Origin of the sequence: Pseudomonas sp. R84, from assembly GCF_009834515.1 — a bacterium.
GTDB lineage: Bacteria > Pseudomonadota > Gammaproteobacteria > Pseudomonadales > Pseudomonadaceae > Aquipseudomonas.
On sequence record NZ_CP019426.1, the window covers coordinates 2155349 to 2175067 of the forward strand.

Below are 19719 nucleotides of genomic sequence, written 5' to 3' on the forward strand. Positions count from 1 at the left end.
CATAAGCCGTAAGGGTAACCCACGGGAGGACATTCAGGCCAGTCTGTGGCGACTTTGTCCCACCGCCATAAAGCCGCAGAGCGAGCCGCCGATATACAGGTATCAGAACGCATACAAGGAACGCTTCGATGGCCACCATTGGCACGCTGGGCCCCGGTAGCAGCGACGTTGCGGCAGTGCCGGAAACGTTTAAAGCTTCGTCGGGCAATGCACGCGACCCAGACTCGACCGAAGAGGCAACCCCGACCTTGGTCGAGGGCGTCAAAGTGTCGCTGTCCGGTGCGTCGATCGCAAAATCCGCCGGTGTCGGTGGTGAAAACAGCGACATCGACGACAGCGGATTGCCGGAGAACATCCAGCAATTGCTGAAGATGATCCGCAAGTTGCAAAAACAGATTGCCGAGAAAAAGGCGCTTATCGAAGCGGTCATGGCCGACAAGCGCCTTTCCAACGAAGAAAAAATCAACAAGGTCGCGGCTCTTCGCGGCGCCATCGCCGCGTTGAATACGGGTCTGATCACCGCCAATCTGGCCTTGTCCAAAGTGGTCGGGCAATCGGGCCTGACCGCGGATCAGAACTTCAAAGTCGGTTCGCTGCTGATGAAAAACTAAATCACCCGCGAGAAACGCTGGCGGTTCTGCTGCTCCAGATACGCATCGAACACCATGCACACCGAGCGCACCAGCAGACGTCCCGCTGGCAATACTTCGATCCGCTCGCGATCCAGTTCGATCAGGCCATCACTGGCCATGCCTTGCAACTGCGGCCACAGCGTGCCGAAATACCCCTGAAAGTCGATGTTGAACTGCTGCTCGATCTCGGCGAATTCCAGACTGAAATTGCAGATCAGTTGCTGAATCACTGCACGGCGCAAGCGATCATCGGCGTTGCACACCAGGCCCCGGCTAGTCGCCAGTTGCGCGGCGGCGAGGGTGTTCTGGTACTCGTTGAGGTCGCTGCTGTTCTGGCAGTACAGGTCGCCGATCTGGCTGATGGCCGACACGCCCAAGCCAATCAAGTCGCAATGACCATGGGTGGTGTAACCCTGGAAGTTGCGTTGCAGGGTTTGCTCTTCCTGGGCAATCGCCAGCTCATCGTCGGGCAGGGCAAAGTGATCCATGCCGATGTAGCGATAGCCGGCGGCGGTGAGCTGTTCGATGGTGCGCTCGAGCATTTCCAGTTTCTGCGCGGGCGCCGGCAGTTCATTGCCATTGATCCGCCGCTGCGGCATGAAGCGCTCCGGCAGGTGTGCATAGTTGAACACCGAGAGCCGATCCGGTTGCAGGCTGATCACTTCCTCGACGGTGCGGGCGAAGTTTTCCGGCGTCTGCTTGGGCAAGCCGTAAATCAAGTCGATATTGATCGAGCGAAACTGCAGGGTGCGCGCGGCATCGATCACCGCGCGGGTTTCTTCCAGACTCTGCAGGCGATTGACCGCGCGCTGCACCGCCGGATCGAGATCCTGCAGGCCGATGCTGACCCGGTTGAAGCCGAGTTCGCGCAGCAGGCCCATGGTCGACCAGTCGGCTTCGCGCGGGTCGATCTCGATACCGTAGTCGCCGGAGTCGTCGTCCAGCAGATTGAAATGCTTGCGCAGGTGCGCCATCAACTGCCGCAGTTCGTCGTGGCTGAGAAAGGTCGGCGTGCCGCCGCCAAAGTGCAATTGCTCGACTTTTTGTGCCGGGTCGAGGTGGCAGGCGATCAACTGGATTTCCTGCTCCAGCCGCTGTAGATATGGCGCCGCGCGACCTCGGTCCTTGGTGATGACCTTGTTGCACGCGCAGTAGTAGCAAATGTTCGCGCAGAACGGCACATGCACGTACAGCGACAACGGGCGCAGGGCCTTGCGGCTGTCGCGCAGGGCATGAAACAGGTCGAAGGTGCCGACCTGACCGTGAAATTGCACGGCCGTCGGATAAGAGGTGTAGCGCGGCCCCGCCAGGTCGTAGCGGCGGATCAGATCAGAGTCCCAACGAATGGCGTCGAGCATGCGGGCATTCCCCCGGATAGGCTGGCAGTGTGGCGAGTCTAGGGGAGGGCGCGCAGGGGCATCTTGATTTGCATCAACAGCATAAGATCAAAAGATCGCAGCCTGCGGCAACTCCTACAGGGAAACGCATTCCAAAGGTAGGAGCAGCCGAAGGCTGCGATCTTTTGATCTTAATGGCCCATCAACCAATGCTGATGCGGTCCGGGCAATGTCCATATCCCGAACAGAATCACCAGCAAACCACCGGCCATGCGCACGCTGCGTTTGCGCAACAGCGCCGTAACCCGCTCAGCCGCAAGCCCTGTGGCGAGCAACACCGGCCAGGTGCCGAGGCCAAACGCAAGCATCAACAATGCACTGTCCAGCGCATTGCCCTGACTCGCCGACCACAACAGCGTGCTGTAAACCAGTCCGCACGGCAGCCAGCCCCACAACGCGCCAAGCAACAGCGCGCGAGGCAAACTCGACACCGGCAGCAAGCGATTGGCGACCGGCTGAATGTAGCGCCACAGCCCGCGGCCGAGGCTTTCAATGCGGGTCAGTCCGCTCCACCAACCGGCCAGATACAAACCCATGGCGATCAGCAACAACCCGGCCAATACACGCATGAACAATGCGCCTGGACTGTTCGCCACCGCCCATCCCGCCAGCCCGATCAGCAAGCCAGCCGTGGCATAACTGAGGATTCGGCCCAGGTTGTACGCCAGCAACAAGCGAAAACGCCGACTGCGCTGCTCCTTGGGGATCGCCAAAGTCAGCGCGCCCATCAAACCGCCGCACATGCCCAGGCAATGACCACCACCGAGCAGGCCGAGGATCAATGCCGAGATCAGCAAGGGCGCCAGTTCAAGCATGAGGCGGGGCCTTGTCGTCCGGTTTGCTGGCGTTGACTTCGTCCACGGCGGCGGTGTGGTTCGGATCCTGATCATCGAACAGAATGCTGTGCGCAGGGCCGTCGAGGTCGTCGTACTGACCGCTGTCCACCGCCCAGAAAAAGATGTACACGGCGATGGCCACAATCAGCAGGGCGGCCGGGATCATCACGTAGAGAGCTGGCATCGGTACTCCAGGCGCCCGCGCGGTTCAGGCCGGCAGCGGGCGGGTTTGTGATCGGGTGCTGGCGGGCGGCGGACTCGGCAGGCGAGTCAGGCGCAGGGCATTGAGCACCACGGTCAACGAACTGATCGACATGCCGACGGCGGCCCACACCGGCGTGATCCAGCCGAGGGCGGCGAACGGCAACATGAGGCCATTGTACAGCGCCGCCCACAGCAGGTTCTCGATGATTACCCGGCGGGTGCGCCGAGCCAGAGTGAACGCTTGAACCAAGGCGTCGAGACGGTTGGACAGCAGCACCGCATCGGCGCTGGTTTTCGCCAGATCGGTGGCCGAACCCATGGCGACACTGATGTCGGCTGCCGCGAGCACTGGTACATCGTTGACGCCGTCGCCGAGCATCAGCACTTTGCGACCTTCCTTGTGCAGTTGCTGCAGGACTTGCAGTTTGTCGTCCGGGCGCAAGCCGCCGCGAGCCTCATCAATGCCCAGTTCCGCCGCCACACTGGCGACCATCGGCGAGCTGTCACCGGATAACAACAGCGTACGCCAGCCGCGTGCCTTACAAGCAGCGAGCAAGGCGGGGGCGTCATCACGCAAGCGATCGTCGAGGACGAACCACGCCAGTGGCCCTTGAGTATCGCCGAGCAGCAACCATTGGCCGGCCTCGTCCGGCATCGACGGTGCCGTTGCGCCGCTGAGGGCGCAGACAAACTCGGCCTGGCCGATGCGCAAACGCTGTCCGCCCACCAAGCCTTCGAGGCCAAGCCCCGGCGTGCTGTGGACGTCTTCAGCGGCCAGCGGCGCACGGCCAAAGGCACGGGCAATCGGGTGTTCCGACCGGTTTTCCAGAGCGGCGGCGAGGCTCAGGCATTGATCACTGTCCTGCGCGCCGAGTGGGCGAATCGAACGCAGCATCAATCGGCCTTCGGTGAGGGTGCCGGTCTTGTCGAAGATCACCGTGTCGATCTGATTCAAGCCTTCCAGCACATGCCCGCGCGTCAGCAGCAAACCAAGTTTGTGCAAGGTACCGGTGGCGGCGGTGAGCGCGGTCGGCGTCGCCAGCGACAGGGCGCACGGGCAGGTGGCAACCAGCATGGCGAGGACAATCCAGAATGCTCGCGACGAATCCAGTTCCCACCACAACAGGCCAATGGCGGCTGCGGCGATCAGCGATAACAACAAAAACCATTGCGCGGCACGGTCGGCGATTTCTGCCAGTCGCGGTTTTTCCGCTTGAGCGCGGTCGAGCAGGCGGACAATGGCCGATAGGCGCGTGTCTTGGCCCAGCGCCTGAACTTCCACGGTGAGCGCGCCTTCAACGTTGAGCGTGCCAGCGGTGACCGCATCGCCCGGCATGCGCGGTTGCGGCAGGTATTCGCCGGTGAGCAGCGATTCGTCGATGCTCGACTGGCCGTCGATGATCTTGCCGTCCGCCGGCAGAATCGAGCCGGCCTGCACCAGAATCCGCTCGCCGAGGCGTAGCTCGCTGAGCAGGATGCGTTCGCTCTGGCCGTTGTTGTCCAGCCGTAGACACGAGGCCGGCAATAGATTCACAAGTTGCGCCGTCGCGGCAGCGGTGCGCTCACGGGCACGGCGTTCCAGATAGCGGCCGGCGAGCAGGAACAGCGCAAACATGCCGACCGCATCGAAATACAACTCGCCAACGCCGGTGATCGAAGTCCAGATCCCGGCAATGTAGGCGCTGCCGATCGCCAGTGACACCGAGACATCCATGGTCAGGTGGCGCGTGCGCAGATCGCGCATTGCGCCTTTGAAGAACGGCGCGCAGCTGTAGAACACGATCGGTGTGGTCAGGAACAGTGCGACCCAGCGCAGGATCGTGTGCAGCTCGGGGCTGAGGTCGATGTTGAATTCCGGCCAAGTGGCCATGGTCGCCATCATCGCCTGAAACCACAGCAGTCCAGCCACGCCGAGCTGGCGCAGAGCGAGGCGGTTTTCACTGGCCAGTTGTTCGCTGGCACGGTCGGCCTGATACGGGTGGGCGGCGTAACCGATGTGGCGCAGTTCGGCGAGGATCTGGCTCAGCGGTAATTGCGCGTCGGCCCAACTCACGTGCAAACGATGGTTGGACAGGTTCAGCCGCGCCTCGGCCACGGCGGGCAGCGTGCGCAGGTGTTTTTCGATCAGCCAGCCGCAAGCGGCGCAACTGATGCCTTCCATCAACAGGGTGGTTTCGGCCAGATCGCCTTCATGGCGAACGAAGGGTTGCTGCACATCGGCGCGGTCGTACAGGGCCAGCTCATCGACCAATTGCACCGGCAATGCTTCGGGGTTGGCCGAGGCTTCGCTGCGGTGTTGGTAGTAGCTTTCCAGACCACCGGCGACGATGGCTTCGGCCACAGCCTGACAGCCCGGACAGCAGAACTCGCGGGAATCCCCGAGTACGACGGCGGTGAAGCGGCTGCCGGAGGGGACGGGCAGGGCGCAGTGGTAGCAGGGGAGTGGGGTGGTCATGGCATCGTTGAGGGATTAAACCCTTGCATTGGAGTTGTCCGCTTGCCCTCACCCCAGCCCTCTCCCGGAGGGAGAGGGCGCCGATCGGTGTGAGCCTGGATTTTCACTGTCATACACAAAACGTGCAAACGCTCGAGATCAGTTCCCTCTCCTGGGGGAGAGGGCTAGGGTGAGGGGGCTTTCGAAGTTGCTTATTTTTTCAGGTCTTCGGCGCCTTGCAGCGGCTCATCACCGAGCAGCAGATCCTTGTCATGGCTCACCAACTCTTCCTCGAACATGCGCCACACATGGTCATCCTGACTGCCGAGCAATTCGACAAAGCGACGACCCTCAACCTTGTCACCCAGTTGACCGATGTAGCGGCCCGTTTCAGTCTCGCTGCGAGTCAGGACAATCTTGCGATCCTTCTCGGGCTGCGTCGGCGAAATCAGGTTCAATTCCAGTGTCTTCGGCTGACTGTCACCGCTCAAACGCAGATCAACCTCACCAGTAACATCATCCAGACGCACCGCCGCACGCATCTTCAGATTCTGCGCCAACAGCTCACGGTCCAGCGAACGGTTGATGCCTTTGCCAGCCTCGTAATAGTTGTCGTTGACGAGGTTGTCCGGGTTGTTCACCGCAATGGTCACCATGGACAGGGTCAGGGTCACCGAACAGGCCAGAATCCCGATGATGATCCATGGCCAGAGGTGCTTGTACCAGGGACTTGCGGCGTTTGCTGCGGGCATGTTCAGTTCTCTCAACGGATTTGTGGGCCGATGAATCGGCTCTTGGCTTCAACGTGGACGCTGTCATCATCGGCATCCTTGAGGAGGAATTTCACCTCGTTGGTGCTCGATGGCAGTTGTTCCGGCGCGCTCGACAACTCGACCGGCATGCTGACGATGTCGCCGGCCGCGACTTTGATCTCGCGCTTGCCTTGCAGGCGCAGATCCGGCAAACCGCTGGCTTCGAGCACGTAGGTGTGGTCGCGCTGATCCTTGTTCATGATCTTCAGGCTGTAGACGTTTTCGATTCGGCCTTCAGCGTTTTCGCGGTACAGCACGCGGTCCTTGCTGACGTCAAAACCGACCAGCGAACGCATGAAGAACGCGGTGACCAACAGGCTGATCATCGCCAGCAACACCACGGCATAACCGATCAGGCGTGGCCGCAGTTTATGGGTTTTCTGCCCAGACAGGTTGTGTTCAGTGGTGTAACTGATGAGCCCGCGCGGGTAATCCATTTTGTCCATGATGCTGTCGCAGGCATCGATGCACGCGGCGCAGCCGATGCACTCGATCTGCAGGCCGTCGCGGATGTCGATGCCGGTCGGGCAGACCTGAACACACATGGTGCAGTCGATGCAGTCACCAAGGCCCTGGGCTTTGTAATCAATACCTTTCTTGCGCGGGCCACGGCTTTCGCCACGACGTGGATCGTAGGAGACGATCAGCGTGTCCTTGTCGAACATCACGCTCTGAAAGCGCGCATACGGGCACATGTAAATACACACCTGCTCGCGCAACCAGCCGGCGTTGCCGTAGGTAGCGAGGGTGAAGAAACCGACCCAGAAATACGACCAGCCATCGGCTTGCCCTGTGAAGAACTCAAAGACCAGTTCGCGGATCGGCGAAAAGTAGCCGACAAAGGTCATGCCGGTGACGAAACCGATCAATAGCCACATCACGTGTTTGGCGGCTTTGCGCAGGAACTTGTTGGCGCTCATCGGCGCCTTGTCGAGCTTGATGCGCTGGTTGCGGTCGCCTTCGGTGACCTTCTCGCACCACATGAAAATCCACGTCCACACACTTTGCGGACAGGTATAACCGCACCAGACGCGCCCGGCATACACGGTGATGAAGAACAGGCCGAACGCGGCAATGATCAACAGGCCCGAGAGCAGGATGAAATCCTGCGGCCAGAACGTTGCGCCGAAGATGAAGAACTTGCGCTCCGGCAGATTCCACCATACGGCCTGGTGACCGCCCCAGTTCAGCCACACCGTGCCGAAATACAGCAGGAACAAGGCGGCGCCGCCCATCATCCGCAAGTTGCGGAACAGACCGGTGAAGGCACGGGTGTAGATTTTTTCTCTGGAGGCGTAAAGGTCAACGCTGTTGTTCGCGTTTTTGCTCGGTGGTGTGACGTCGTGTACCGGAATCTGATTGCTCATCATTGCATCCCACGGCAGTGGAAAAATGCCCCGGTCGATACGTGCCAACCAAGGTCAAAAAGGGGCGTTGCAGTGGCGCAATGATACGCCGGTCGCTCTGGGTCGAGGGTGCGACCTTTGGTCGCGTTGGGTAAAAAACCTGAATGGTGTAGCGAATGCAGTAAAGCCTGATGCAGGTCAATTGACTTATTGAGTATGGACGGTTTTGGCGTGGTGGCTAATCCGTTGTTGTCAGGGGTTCATCGGTACGACGCGCTTGCCACCGCAAGCCTTGGAAAAATCTGGGTCGACTTGAAGGGGGGCGAGCACTGACAGTGTCATCTTCAGGTTTCCAGTTGCAGAAGTTGCCGAGTGAGCACTTCAAAGTGCAACTTCAAACATGGCTTTTTGCATCAGGCGTTGTTGTAAGTTTTTTTTGTGCCTGAAACATATCTACTTGATTGTTCTGGTTCGGTGCTTTGAAGTTTTCTGTTTTTTCTAATAAGTTCTGTTTTCGCGAAAACTTGTTCGCGTGTAATTGATTAATTTAAATGGAATTTTAAGTATGACTTTCAATAAGTTTACAAGCGTTGTGCTGGGGGTTTGTTTATTGGCTTCGGTTGCCTGCGCTCAGGCGATGACCGGAACCCCGAAACACATGGTTTTTGCCTCGGATACTCAATATCCCTGGACCGACAAGACAGATAACCGTGATCCTGAATCCGACTCGGAATTCGAAGTTCGCTCCAAGTGGCTGGTCGACAGTCAGCTTGCGAGTATTGCTGATTTCAGAAATCAGCATGGTTCGCAAGCCCAGGTTCCACTGATGATCAATGGTGACATAACCGCTTTTGGTCATGGCTGGCAGCGGTCTTTTATGAAGGATATGTTGAACAAACACTTTAAGGGTGACTACTTGTACGGCCTGGGTAATCACGATTATGAAAATAATGTTGATGATTGTTTTACCAATAGCTGTGCGGCGGGAAGTATCGTCGAGTTCAAGGAACATCATGAAGGCAAGGTGGACAGCTTTGATTTGAAAGTCACCAGTGGATTTCTCAGCAAGACGTACTCCGGCAGTCTCGCGTATTCAAAAAATATCGGCGAAGTTCATATGGTTCAGCTCAATAACGAGCCGACTTATACCACCCGGATTGCTCATCCACTGAACCCGACGACATTTGAAATCAACGACGCGCTGGACTGGCTCGAGAAGGACCTCAGGCTGGCACGAGTTTCGGGTTACGCCATCATCATCAATATGCATAAACCGTTGAACCACAAAGGGACCCAGGCGCAACAAAAACGCTTCCACGACATGGTCAATAAATATCAAGTGACGGCGATCTTTGCCGGCCATTTACATAAGGATGGAGGTGATGCTTATTGGGAGGGTAGCGTACCCATCTACCTGAGCGGCAGTACGTCTCAGCAAACCTATCTGATTGCCAGTTTCACCGAGGACCGCAAGCAGTTGCAGGTCTATCTGGTGAAGAACAATCAGTGGCGCAATCGAACGCTGATCGATACGACGCCGGTGCATTCAATCTTTGCCAAGCGCCCATAAAAAAAGCCCCGCCAGTGATTAGGCGGGGCTTTGTACGATCAGTGATTGGCAGCGTTCCATGGATTGATCAGATGAACGCCGCTGAGTTGGAAATCGGCAACATTACGGGTGACCAGCGTCAGCCCATGAACAAGCGCGGTGGCGGCGATCAAAGCGTCGCATTCATTGCTGCGATCAGGCACGTGCAGCTGTGCGCATCGGCTAGCGACGGCGCTATCGACCGAGAGGATTCTTCCCGAGAATGCGGGTTTGACATGACGCTCGAGCCAGTTGCGCAGCATCCCTCCTTGTGGCGGGTCGCGGCGTTCGATACGCAGAATGCCGGTTTCCAGCTCCAGCACAGTGATGGCCGATAAATACAGGCTGGCCGGGGCAACGCTGTTTGCCCATGTCACCACTTGCCGGTCGGCTTGGGGTTTTCTCAGCTCGGAAACGACATTGGTATCGAGTAGAAACATCAGGACAGATCCACGCTGCGAGGGAGGATGACGGCGCGCTCGGGTTCGAATTCGATGTCAGGCGCATTCGGCATGACCAGCAGGTCGACGATGCTGGTCTGGCTACCGGTCAGTTTCTGGTACTCCTCGATGCTCAGCAGTACATGGGCAGGCTTGCCACGATCGGTAATGATGACCGGACCCAGATGCGCGGCTTTTTTGGCAGCACTGGTGTCCTGATTGAATTCGCGGCTGGAAATGGTCGTGATGGCCATCAAGTTCGGCCTCCGGTGATTCTGGTGTAGAAACGTTACTACGCTGAGGTTTTCCCGGCAATCGGAAAGGTGGGTTGCGGACGATCGGTTTATCACTGTCATAACGGCACCAGCCAGAGCGCCCCAGCCAACGGGCAGGGGCGCAGGATATCGGGCGAATATTCGCTGCGTTTTGCTGCTTTTTCAGAGCAATCGGCCGCCGCCGAGACCGTCCAGACCGCCACCGTTACCTGGATGGGCCATGGTGTCTGGCGATGTCGAGCGTGCGAGCGCAGCAGGTGTTTTTACCGGCGTTGCTTGATGGTCAGGGCAGGGCTGCAAACATTTTGGCAGTGTGTTTTCGTTATTTTTTGACATGTAGGCTTCATCCTTGAAGGTTGACCCGATGCTGCTCATCGGGGTGGGAAAAACCTACAGGGCACCTTTCCTCAGGTCTATTGAGCAAACGTTACAAGTCATGAATGCCAGCATGAAAAAAGGCCCCGCCAATCAATATTGGCGGGGCCTTTTTTTGTTTCAAGCGATGACCCTATTCGGCGTTCGCTTCCGGTGCTTTTTCACCGTGAGACAGGCTGTAAACGTAAGCCGCCAGCAGGTGCACCTTGTCGTTGCCTTGCAGTTGTTCCTGCGCAGGCATCTGGCCCTGACGGCCGTAACGAATGGTCTGCTGCAGTTGCGCAAAGCTCGAACCGTAGATGAAAGCACCCGGGTGAGTCAGGTCAGGCGCGCCCATGGCGGGAGTGCCTTTGCCGGCCGGACCGTGGCACGCCACGCAGTTGGCGGCGAACAGTTTGCCGCCGTTGGCCGGATCAGCCTTGGTGCCTTCCGGCAGCTTGCGGCCATCCAGATTGGTCACGACAAAAGCTGCCACGTCGGCAACGCCTTGCTCGCCAATCACTTCAGCCCAGGCCGGCATCACCGCGTGGCGACCGCCCATGATAGTGGTCTTGATGGTTTCCGGCTCGCCGCCCCAGCGCCAGTCGGCGTCGGTCAGGTTAGGGAAACCGTAAGCGCCCTTGGCGTCGGAACCGTGGCACACCGAGCAGTTGGAGGCGAACAGGCGGCCACCCATTTTCAGTGCTTGTGGATCCTTGGCGACTTCTTCGATTGGCATCGCGGCGAACTTGGCGAAGATCGGACCGAATTTGGCGTCCGAGCGAGCCATTTCCTTTTCCCACTCGTGTACGCCGGTCCAGCCGGTCTGGCCGTTGGCGAACGCGGTCTGTTTGTCGTTATCAAGGTAGTTGTAGCCCGGCAGCAGGCCTTTCCAGTTGCCCAGGCCCGGGTACAGCACCAGGTAACCCAAGGCAAAAATGATGGTGCCGACAAACAGCATGAACCACCATTTCGGCAGTGGGTTGTCGTACTCCTCGATCCCGTCGAAGGAGTGCCCGACCGTCTCGTCCGTCTGTTCGCTGCGCTGGCCCTTGCGGGTCGACAGCAGCAGCCAGGTCAGGGCGAAGATCGTACCGAGACTGAGGACTGTGACGTACAGACTCCAGAATGTAGTCATTCTTTGTTACTCCTAGAAGCTTGCTCGACGTGCTTGATGGCTTCGGGATCATCCGCAAAAGGCAACAAGGTCGCGTCTTCAAACTCCGACTTGCGCTTGGGGCTGAACACCCACAACGCCAGACCGATGAAGGCCACCATCACGACAACGGTGCCCAGGCCACGAATCATCCCGATATCCATCTAATTCACCGTTTGCTTTTGATGATGGTGCCCAGGCCTTGCAGGTAGGCCACCAGCGCGTCCATTTCGGTTTTGCCCTTCACGGCATCCTTGGCACCGGCGATGTCTTCGTCGGTGTAAGGGACGCCGAGCGTGCGCAAGACTTCCATTTTTTTGGCCGTCTCTTTGCCGTCGAGCTTGTTTTCCACGAGGAACGGGTAAGCCGGCATTTTCGACTCAGGCACTACGTTGCGCGGGTTGTACAAGTGCGCACGTTGCCAGTCATCGGAGTAACGACCGCCGACACGGGCCAGGTCCGGACCGGTACGTTTGGAGCCCCACAGGAACGGGTGGTCCCAGACGCTTTCACCGGCAACCGAGTAGTGGCCGTAGCGTTCGGTTTCAGCACGGAACGGACGGATCATCTGCGAGTGGCAGCCGACACAACCGTTGGCGATGTAAACGTCGCGGCCTTCCAGCTCCAGTGCCGAACGCGGCTTCATGCCTTCGACCGGCTTGTTGGTGACGTCCTGGAAAAACAGCGGAACGATTTGGGTCAGGCCGCCAACGCTGACGGCGATGACCATGAAGAAGGCCAGCAGGCCAATATTCTTCTCGACAGCTTCATGCTTCATCAGTGAGCTCCAACGACAGCGATCTGGGCAGCGGCTTCGGCTTCAGCCGGGTTCGAGGCGCGCACGGTGCGCCAGACGTTGTAAGCCATCAGGAACATGCCGCTGGCGAAGAAAGCACCGCCCAAGGCACGCACGATGTAACCCGGGTGGCTGGCTTGCAGTGCTTCAACGAACGAGTAGGTGAGGGTGCCGTCGTCGTTGATTGCACGCCACATCAGGCCCTGAGTGATGCCGTTGACCCACATCGAAGCGATATACAACACAGTGCCGATGGTCGCGAGCCAGAAGTGCGCGTTGATCAAGCCGACACTGTGCATCTGCGCACGGCCGAACAGACGCGGGATCATGTGGTAGATCGCGCCGATCGAGATCATCGCCACCCAGCCGAGAGCGCCGGCGTGTACATGGCCGATGGTCCAGTCGGTGTAGTGCGAGAGCGAGTTGACGGTCTTGATCGCCATCATCGGACCTTCGAAGGTCGACATGCCGTAGAACGCCAGGGATACCACGAGGAAACGCAGGATCGGGTCGGTGCGCAGCTTATGCCAGGCACCCGACAGGGTCATCATGCCGTTGATCATGCCGCCCCAGCTTGGCGCCAGGAGGATGATCGACATCGCCATGCCTAGCGATTGTGCCCAATCCGGCAGTGCGGTGTAGTGCAAGTGGTGCGGGCCGGCCCAGATGTACAGGGTGATCAGTGCCCAGAAGTGCACGATCGACAGGCGATAAGAGTAGATCGGACGCTCGGCCTGTTTCGGCACGAAGTAATACATCATCCCGAGGAAACCGGTGGTGAGGAAGAAGCCCACCGCGTTGTGGCCGTACCACCACTGGATCATCGCGTCGGTCGCGCCCGAGTAGGCAGAGTAGGACTTGAACAGGTTCACCGGCAGCGACATGTGGTTGACGATGTGCAGCATCGCGGTCACGACGATGAAGGCACCGTAGAACCAGTTACCCACGTAGATGTGCTTGGTTTTGCGCTTGGTGATGGTGCCGAAGAACACCAGACCGTAAGTGACCCAGACAATGGCCAGCAAAATGGCGATCGGCCATTCCAGTTCCGCGTATTCCTTGGTGGTGGTGTAACCCAGCGGCAAGGTAATGATCGCGCCGACAATCACCGCTTGCCAGCCCCAGAAGGTGAAGGCCGCGAGGCTGTCGGAAATCAGTCGCGTCTGGCAGGTTCGCTGCACGACATAGTAGGAAGTGGCGAATAGTGCACAACCACCGAAGGCGAAAATCACCAGGTTTGTGTGCAACGGGCGCAGGCGTCCAAAGCTCGTCCACGGCAGACCGAAGTTCAACTCCGGCCAGACCAGTTGCGAGGCGATGAAGACACCGAGCCCCATGCCAAGGATCCCCCAGACCACCGTCATGATGGCGAACTGGCGGACTACCTTATAGTTATAAGCAGTCGGACTGATTGCTGTGCTCATTCTAAGGTTCCACGGTTTGGGTGTTTTATTAGGATTAAAATCGGCCGCAAGTATGCAGAGAGCAGGGGGTCATTGCAACGCGCCATGACCTGGGTCAATGCTTTCCAACGCTGATTCTGCGGCCTTTCCATGCGCCGCGTAAGGACAAAATCGGCCTCGGACAAAATGTCGCAGCGGACGAAAAAAGCGAGGGGTTCAGGTCGCTTGTAACGGGGTGTGTTCAAACGCTCGGTTCGGGTGACGGATGGCAAATGGCACGACAGCCGGTATCTACCGGCGTTTGCGGCCACATCAGTCAGCCGGTTCGCGGAACACAGCAGTCAGCGTTGACCTGGAACCGGCACAAGCCAGTCCGCATCGAGCAAGCGTAGACCCGAATCCGGGGAACCGAAAGGAGAGGGTGTGAAGGGGTGCGACAATGCGTCGCAAAGGGGCTGGATGCTGCCGCACCGAGAATGGTGCGGCAGATGTGTACGCAATACTTACTTTTTCTTGTCTTCAGTAATCAGTTTTTCTGTATTCAATCCGTGCGACAGGCTGTACACATAAGCGGCCAGCAATTGCACTTTATCGTTACCCAGCAGTTCGTTCTGCGCCGGCATATGGCCCTGACGACCGTGGCGAATGGTCTGCTCGAGTTGAGTCAGGCTGGTGCCATAGATAAACCCGGCCGGGTGCGTCAGATTCGGCGCGCCCATGGCTTCAGTGCCGTGACCGGTTGCCCCATGACAGGCCACGCAAGTGGTGCTAAATGCCTGCTGCCCCGCTTGCAGATCAGCCTTGCTGTCGGCGGGCAGCGGCAGGCCGGCGAGTTCGTGACGCACATAGGCGGCCACGTTCTTCACCCCGGCTTCGCCCAAAACTTCGCCCCAGGCCGGCATCGCCGCCATCCGGCCACCCATGATGGTGGTTTTGATGGTGTCGGCGTCGCCGCCCCAGCGCCAGTCGCTGTCGGCAAGGTTAGGGAAACCGAACGCGCCTTTGGCATCGGAACCGTGGCACACCGAGCAATTGGAAGCGAACAAGCGGCCACCCATTTTCAGCGCCTGCGGGTCCTTCGCCACTTCTTCCAGCGGCATGGCGGCGAACTTGGCGAAGATCGGGCCGAACCTGGCGTCAGCCTTGTTCATCTCCTTTTCCCACTCGTGCACGCCGGTCCAGCCATCCTCGTAACCCGGCAGGATGCCTTTCCAGTTGCCCAGGCCCGGATAAAGGATCAAATAGCCCACGGAAAACACCAGGGTGCCGGCGAACAGCATGAACCACCACTGCGGCAGCGGGTTGTCGTACTCCTCGATGCCGTCGAAGCTGTGGCCCATGGTCTGGTCGACGCTGCCCTTGGTTTCGCCCCGGCGGGTGCCGATCAGCAGCCACGTCAGGCCGATCAGGCTGCCGATGGTTAGTACGCAGATCCACGTACTCCAGAAGGTGGTCATGGCCGGGTACTCCTTGGTTCAGGTGCTTGGGTTGTTTCAAATGCTGGGGTAGTTTCGGGTTGTGGCTCGTCGGCGAACGGCAGCAGACGTGCTTCAGCGAACTCTGGGGTGCGCTTGCGGTTGAACACCCACAAGGTCAAGCCGACGAACGCTACAAACACGACAACGGTGCCTAAACCACGGATCAGCCCTGCGCTCATATCAAAGACCATCGTGCTCACCTCTTGCTCTTGATCGCAGTGCCGAGCACTTGCAGGTAAGAAACGAGGGCGTCCATTTCGGTCTTGCCCTTGAGGCTGGCCACCGCGCCGCTGATGTCGTCGTCGGTGTACGGCACGCCGAGGGTGCGCATGGTCTTGAGCTTGGTTTCGGTGTGGCTGCTGTCGACCGCTTGCGTGACCAGCCACGGGTAGGCCGGCATTTTCGATTCCGGTACGACGTTGCGCGGGTTGTACAAGTGCGCGCGGTGCCAGTCATCCGAGTAGCGGGCACCGACCCGGGCCAGATCCGGACCGGTACGTTTCGACCCCCACAGGAACGGGTGATCCCAAACGCTTTCGCCCGCTACCGAGTAGTGCCCGTAGCGTTCGGTTTCGGCGCGGAACGGCCGGATCATCTGCGAGTGGCAACCGACGCAGCCTTCGCGGATATAGATGTCGCGGCCTTCCAGTTGCAGCGCGGTGTAGGGTTTCATGCCTTCCACCGGTTTGTTGGTGACGTCCTGGAAGAACAGCGGGACGATCTGGGTCAGGCCGCCGATGCTCACGGCGAACACCATGAGCAACATCAACAGGCCGACGTTCTTTTCAATCGTTTCGTGTTTCATGGCGGACTCCTCAGGCCATCTGCGCGGCAGCGACGACGTCAGCAGGCTGCGAGGCCCGCACGGTGCGCCAGGTGTTGTAAGCCATCAGGAACATGCCGCTGAGGAAGATCGCCCCACCAATCAGCCGCACGACGAAGCCAGGGTGGCTGGCCACCAGGGTTTCGACGAAGGAGTAGGTCAGCGTGCCGTCCTCGTTGACTGCGCGCCACATCAGGCCCTGAGCGATACCGTTGACCCACATCGACGCGATGTAGAGCACGGTGCCGATGGTCGCGAGCCAGAAGTGCGCGTTGATCAGGCCGACGCTGTGCATCTGTGCTTTGCCGAAGATTTTCGGGATCATGTGGTACAGCGCGCCGATGGAAATCATCGCCACCCAACCGAGGGCGCCGGCGTGTACGTGGCCGATGGTCCAGTCGGTGTAGTGGGAGAGGGCGTTGACGGTTTTGATCGCCATCATCGGACCTTCGAAAGTCGACATGCCGTAGAACGCCAGCGAGACCACAAGGAAGCGCAGGATCGGGTCGCTGCGCAACTTATGCCAGGCGCCCGAGAGGGTCATCATGCCGTTGATCATGCCGCCCCAGCTCGGCGCCAGCAGAATCAGCGACATCACCATCCCCAGCGACTGCGCCCAGTCCGGCAGCGCGGTGTAGTGCAAGTGGTGCGGGCCGGCCCAGATGTACAGGGTGATGAGTGCCCAGAAGTGCACGATCGACAGGCGATACGAATACACCGGACGCTCGGCCTGTTTCGGCACGAAGTAGTACATCATCCCGAGGAAACCGGCGGTGAGGAAAAAGCCTACGGCGTTGTGGCCGTACCACCATTGCACCATCGCGTCGGTTGCACCGGCGTACACCGAGTACGACTTGGTGAAACTCACCGGCAACTCAAGGTTGTTGACGATGTGCAGAATCGCCACGGTGATGATGAACGCGCCGAAGAACCAGTTGCCCACATAGATGTGCTTGGTCTTGCGCTGCATGATCGTGCCGAAGAATACGATGGCGTAGGCGACCCAGACGATGGTAATCAGGATGTCGATCGGCCATTCCAGTTCGGCGTATTCCTTGGAACTGGTGTAACCCAGCGGCAAGCTGATCGCCGCCAACAGGATCACCAACTGCCAGCCCCAGAAGCAGAACGCGGCGATTTTTGGTGCAAACAATTGGGTCCGGCAGGTGCGTTGCACCGAGTAAAACGAACTGGCGAACAGCGCACAGCCACCGAAGGCGAAGATCACCGCGTTGGTGTGCAGCGGGCGCAGACGGCCGAAACTGGTCCAGGGCAAATTGAAGTTGAGTTCGGGCCAGACCAATTGGGCCGCGAGAAAAACCCCGAGCCCCATGCCGACGATGCCCCACACCACCGTCATAATGGCGAATTGGCGGACCACCTTGTAGTTGTAGGCGGTACTGATAGAAGTGTTCATGGTTCCCCATCCACGGTTCAGCCGAAGTGAGCGCGCGCAAAACACGCGGCGAATCCTTCGTCTGGAGTTATAGGCAGACTAAAAGCGAGGCAAGCATGGACAAACAGCACAAGGCCAGTATTGACGGGGATCAATGGGCGCAGTGCGTGCGTGATCATGGGTGGCTTTGGGATGCCGCCAGTGGTAAGGCTGCGGCGACGTTGATCCTTGCTCACGGTGCTGGTGCGCCGATGGACAGTGACTGGATGAATGACATGGCTGGGCGCCTTGCTGCACTGGGTGTGAACGTGTTGCGGTTTGAGTTTGCGTATATGGCGCAGCGGCGGGTGGATGGGGTTAAACGGCCGCCGAATCCTGCTGGGAAATTGCAGGAATGCTGGCGTGAGGTGTATGCCGAGGTGCGGCGTCATGTCGCTGGGGTTTTGGCCGTTGGCGGGAAGTCTATGGGTGGGCGGATGGCGAGTCTGCTTGCTGATGAGTTGGGGGCTGACGCGTTGGTGTGTCTGGGGTATCCGTTTTATGCGGTGGGGAAGCCGGAGAAACCGCGGGTTGAGCATTTGGCTTCTTTGCAGACTCGGACGTTGATTGTGCAGGGGGAGCGGGATGCGTTGGGCAATCGTGAGGCTGTCGAGGCTTACACTTTGTCACCGAGTATTGAGGTGGCGTGGCTAGTGACCGGGGATCATGACCTCAAGCCATTAAAGGTTTCCGGGTTTACCCATGAACAGCATTTGGCTGCCGCTGCGCAGAAAGTATCCGAATTTCTCAAGGGTTAACCGAGATCCCGAACCGCATAAAGATCGGCTCCCTTTCCCCCTCGCCCCCTTGGGGGAGAGGGCTGGGGTGAGGGGGTAGATCTTGAACGCGACACATTTTTCAATCTGAGTACATATCCGTTGCTGCGGTAACGGCCGCTCAGGGTTCCGCCCTTACGGCGGGTTACTTTTTACAAACGCCTAAAAAGTAACCAAAAACGCTTGCTCCTACGTACGGCCCGCTCGCTGGGGCTCGGGGTTCCTTCGCTGCGGGATCGATCCGGGCGCAGCGTCTCCGGTTTGCTTCGCTGCACCTCCTCTCGCTGTGTTTGGCTGCGCCAAACGGTCGCTGCGCTCCCACGCCAGGATCAATCCCTCCACTCAGCCTTCCGACGTCGCCCGTGGATCAAGATCAAGAGCAGGCGAGCTGACACTCGGCCTATTGAGTGGTGAAGAGCGGATGTTCGGCTTTAGTGTTGTGGTGGATTTTCCCCTCACCCCAGCCCTCTCCCGGAGGGAGAGGGAGAGGGAGCTGATTTTTGAGCTTTTCAGAATCTGAGTTCAACTCGGTATCGCACGTCGGCGTATCTCTTCCATTCCACGCGGTCAGTCCCCTCTCCCTCTGGGAGAGGGTTAGGGTGAGGGGCGATTTCGCTGACACAATAAAAAACTGGAAGCGCTCTCTGTCCAGCATTTCCTGTGTGTAAACATGATTTTGTGAACGCGTTTAAAGTACACGAACCGTTACGCCATCAGGCCTACAACACCTTGCGCCGTTACCTACGCGTACGCCAGAATCCGCCGGCTTACGCGGCTATAGGCCGGGCTATATCGTTTGCCTGTCACTGCAAATCAGTGATCGGGTTTGGTAGCCCGCTTTAAATTGTCGTTGTTGCGACACCGTCGATGCCGTCTCCTTTTTTGAGATATGGCTTTGTATGGTGGGCATGCGTGGGGCTCCTCTGTGAGCGCCGGGTTACCCAATTTGACCGGTCTACCAACCCGCGCATGGCCGCCACCCGCCGTTTGGTAGCGAGGGTGATGGCTCCCTTTTTTCAAATTGGAGCTTTATCTATGTTCAAAATCACACCAAACCCACCAGTCACCGATCCAGTCCCCCACGACCCCTCACTTGATCCGCAAAAGGTCAAAGAAGCGACTGATCGCGCCCTCGACTACTACCTCAGACCCGAAGCCCTGGGGGCTCCACCAAGCTCGCCAAAATTTCGCCCGGTCTATCTCGTCGACCCCACGCTGGATGACGAAACCCTGCTGGTCGAGGCGAGCGAGTCGCTTTCATACGCCCATGCCATGGCCGGTAACATCGCCAACTCAATCGGCGGCCCAGAGCGCAAACCGCTGCTGGCGCTGCAACAGGTGATCATGCTCAACGAACTGTTGGTCAATCGACTGCTGGATAAGCTGAAGTTGCCTCAGTAATTTCGCTGGCTGTTATGGCCTCATCGCGAGCAGGCTCACTCCTACAGGGGATTGTCGTCGGACACAAATCTGTGATCCCACTACGTTCCAAAGTGGGAGCGAGCCCTGCTCGCGAAGGTGGTCTGCCAAGCAC

Annotated in this window: 20 protein-coding genes; 4 read left to right on the plus strand and 16 right to left on the minus strand. The window is 58.7% G+C overall.

The features are described 5' to 3' along the window. Window positions 1–128 precede the first annotated feature (128 nt). The gene (locus tag PspR84_RS09710) at window positions 129–611 is read left to right on the plus strand and encodes a hypothetical protein (RefSeq protein ID WP_160057084.1); all 483 of its coding nucleotides are present in this window, start codon (window positions 129–131) and stop codon (window positions 609–611) included. Here PspR84_RS09710 and hemN read toward each other — a convergent pair. From hemN to ccoG, 6 genes are all read right to left on the minus strand, one after another. Then, window positions 608–1990, minus strand: a complete 1383-nt coding sequence (gene hemN / locus PspR84_RS09715; RefSeq protein ID WP_160057085.1) for an oxygen-independent coproporphyrinogen III oxidase — start codon at window positions 1988–1990, stop codon at window positions 608–610. The two genes, PspR84_RS09710 and hemN, sit on opposite strands and share 4 nt — an antisense overlap. 170 nt (window positions 1991–2160) lie before the next feature. Then, window positions 2161–2844, minus strand: coding sequence for a sulfite exporter TauE/SafE family protein (locus PspR84_RS09720; RefSeq protein WP_160057086.1), 684 nt, complete (start codon window positions 2842–2844; stop codon window positions 2161–2163). Beyond that, the gene (ccoS, locus tag PspR84_RS09725; RefSeq protein WP_160057087.1) at window positions 2837–3049 is read right to left on the minus strand and encodes a cbb3-type cytochrome oxidase assembly protein CcoS; all 213 of its coding nucleotides are present in this window, start codon (window positions 3047–3049) and stop codon (window positions 2837–2839) included. The genes PspR84_RS09720 and ccoS overlap by 8 nt, the downstream gene beginning before the upstream one ends. Window positions 3050–3073: 24 nt before the next feature. Then, window positions 3074–5524: a heavy metal translocating P-type ATPase gene (locus PspR84_RS09730; protein ID WP_160057088.1), complete on the minus strand. Its 2451-nt coding sequence runs from the start codon at window positions 5522–5524 to the stop codon at window positions 3074–3076. 191 nt (window positions 5525–5715) lie between these two features. Then, entirely contained in the window at window positions 5716–6255 is a 540-nt protein-coding gene (locus tag PspR84_RS09735; RefSeq protein WP_160057089.1) for a FixH family protein, read from the minus strand. An 11-nt stretch (window positions 6256–6266) separates the two neighbouring features. After that, complete coding sequence (gene ccoG / locus PspR84_RS09740) at window positions 6267–7682, minus strand: cytochrome c oxidase accessory protein CcoG (RefSeq protein ID WP_077571861.1); 1416 nt, start codon at window positions 7680–7682, stop codon at window positions 6267–6269. A gap of 544 nt (window positions 7683–8226) precedes the next feature. Between ccoG and PspR84_RS09745 the strand changes: the two genes are divergently transcribed. After that, window positions 8227–9231, plus strand: a complete 1005-nt coding sequence (locus tag PspR84_RS09745) for a metallophosphoesterase (protein WP_160057090.1) — start codon at window positions 8227–8229, stop codon at window positions 9229–9231. A 38-nt stretch (window positions 9232–9269) separates the two neighbouring features. Here the strand turns inward: PspR84_RS09745 and PspR84_RS09750 are convergent, their stop codons facing one another. The 10 genes from PspR84_RS09750 to ccoN (PspR84_RS09795) all read right to left on the minus strand — a co-directional run bounded on the left by PspR84_RS09750 (window position 9270) and on the right by ccoN (PspR84_RS09795) (window position 17391). Then, complete coding sequence (locus tag PspR84_RS09750) at window positions 9270–9689, minus strand: type II toxin-antitoxin system VapC family toxin (protein ID WP_095124870.1); 420 nt, start codon at window positions 9687–9689, stop codon at window positions 9270–9272. Further along, the gene (locus PspR84_RS09755; RefSeq protein ID WP_160057091.1) at window positions 9689–9943 is read right to left on the minus strand and encodes a type II toxin-antitoxin system Phd/YefM family antitoxin; all 255 of its coding nucleotides are present in this window, start codon (window positions 9941–9943) and stop codon (window positions 9689–9691) included. The genes PspR84_RS09750 and PspR84_RS09755 overlap by 1 nt, the downstream gene beginning before the upstream one ends. Before the next feature lie 529 nt (window positions 9944–10472). Continuing rightward, a complete protein-coding gene (gene ccoP / locus PspR84_RS09760; protein ID WP_007917163.1) occupies window positions 10473–11456 on the minus strand; it encodes a cytochrome-c oxidase, cbb3-type subunit III in 984 nt (327 codons plus the stop codon). Next, on the minus strand, window positions 11453–11638 hold the full coding sequence (locus PspR84_RS09765; RefSeq protein ID WP_003175465.1) for a CcoQ/FixQ family Cbb3-type cytochrome c oxidase assembly chaperone: 186 nt from the start codon (window positions 11636–11638) through the stop codon (window positions 11453–11455). Before PspR84_RS09765 ends, ccoP (PspR84_RS09760) begins: the two co-directional genes overlap by 4 nt. A 5-nt stretch (window positions 11639–11643) precedes the next feature. Further along, complete coding sequence (ccoO, locus tag PspR84_RS09770) at window positions 11644–12252, minus strand: cytochrome-c oxidase, cbb3-type subunit II (protein ID WP_160057092.1); 609 nt, start codon at window positions 12250–12252, stop codon at window positions 11644–11646. Beyond that, the gene (ccoN, locus tag PspR84_RS09775) at window positions 12252–13694 is read right to left on the minus strand and encodes a cytochrome-c oxidase, cbb3-type subunit I (protein WP_007917159.1); all 1443 of its coding nucleotides are present in this window, start codon (window positions 13692–13694) and stop codon (window positions 12252–12254) included. Before ccoN (PspR84_RS09775) ends, ccoO (PspR84_RS09770) begins: the two co-directional genes overlap by 1 nt. 482 nt (window positions 13695–14176) lie before the next feature. Continuing rightward, on the minus strand, window positions 14177–15130 hold the full coding sequence (gene ccoP / locus PspR84_RS09780; protein WP_160057093.1) for a cytochrome-c oxidase, cbb3-type subunit III: 954 nt from the start codon (window positions 15128–15130) through the stop codon (window positions 14177–14179). Next, a complete protein-coding gene (locus tag PspR84_RS09785) occupies window positions 15127–15342 on the minus strand; it encodes a cbb3-type cytochrome c oxidase subunit 3 (protein WP_160060066.1) in 216 nt (71 codons plus the stop codon). Before PspR84_RS09785 ends, ccoP (PspR84_RS09780) begins: the two co-directional genes overlap by 4 nt. A gap of 5 nt (window positions 15343–15347) precedes the next feature. Beyond that, a complete protein-coding gene (gene ccoO / locus PspR84_RS09790; protein WP_003223389.1) occupies window positions 15348–15956 on the minus strand; it encodes a cytochrome-c oxidase, cbb3-type subunit II in 609 nt (202 codons plus the stop codon). Window positions 15957–15966: 10 nt separating this feature from the next. Further along, a complete protein-coding gene (ccoN, locus tag PspR84_RS09795) occupies window positions 15967–17391 on the minus strand; it encodes a cytochrome-c oxidase, cbb3-type subunit I (protein WP_160057094.1) in 1425 nt (474 codons plus the stop codon). Window positions 17392–17486: 95 nt separating this feature from the next. On the opposite strand from ccoN (PspR84_RS09795), the gene PspR84_RS09800 reads away from it, so the two are divergent. Next, window positions 17487–18167, plus strand: coding sequence for an alpha/beta family hydrolase (locus PspR84_RS09800; protein ID WP_160057095.1), 681 nt, complete (start codon window positions 17487–17489; stop codon window positions 18165–18167). Window positions 18168–19220: 1053 nt separating this feature from the next. Further along, window positions 19221–19586 (plus strand): hypothetical protein, encoded by a 366-nt coding sequence (locus tag PspR84_RS09805; protein WP_016983499.1) that lies wholly within the window; start codon window positions 19221–19223, stop codon window positions 19584–19586. Window positions 19587–19719: the final 133 nt, after the last annotated feature.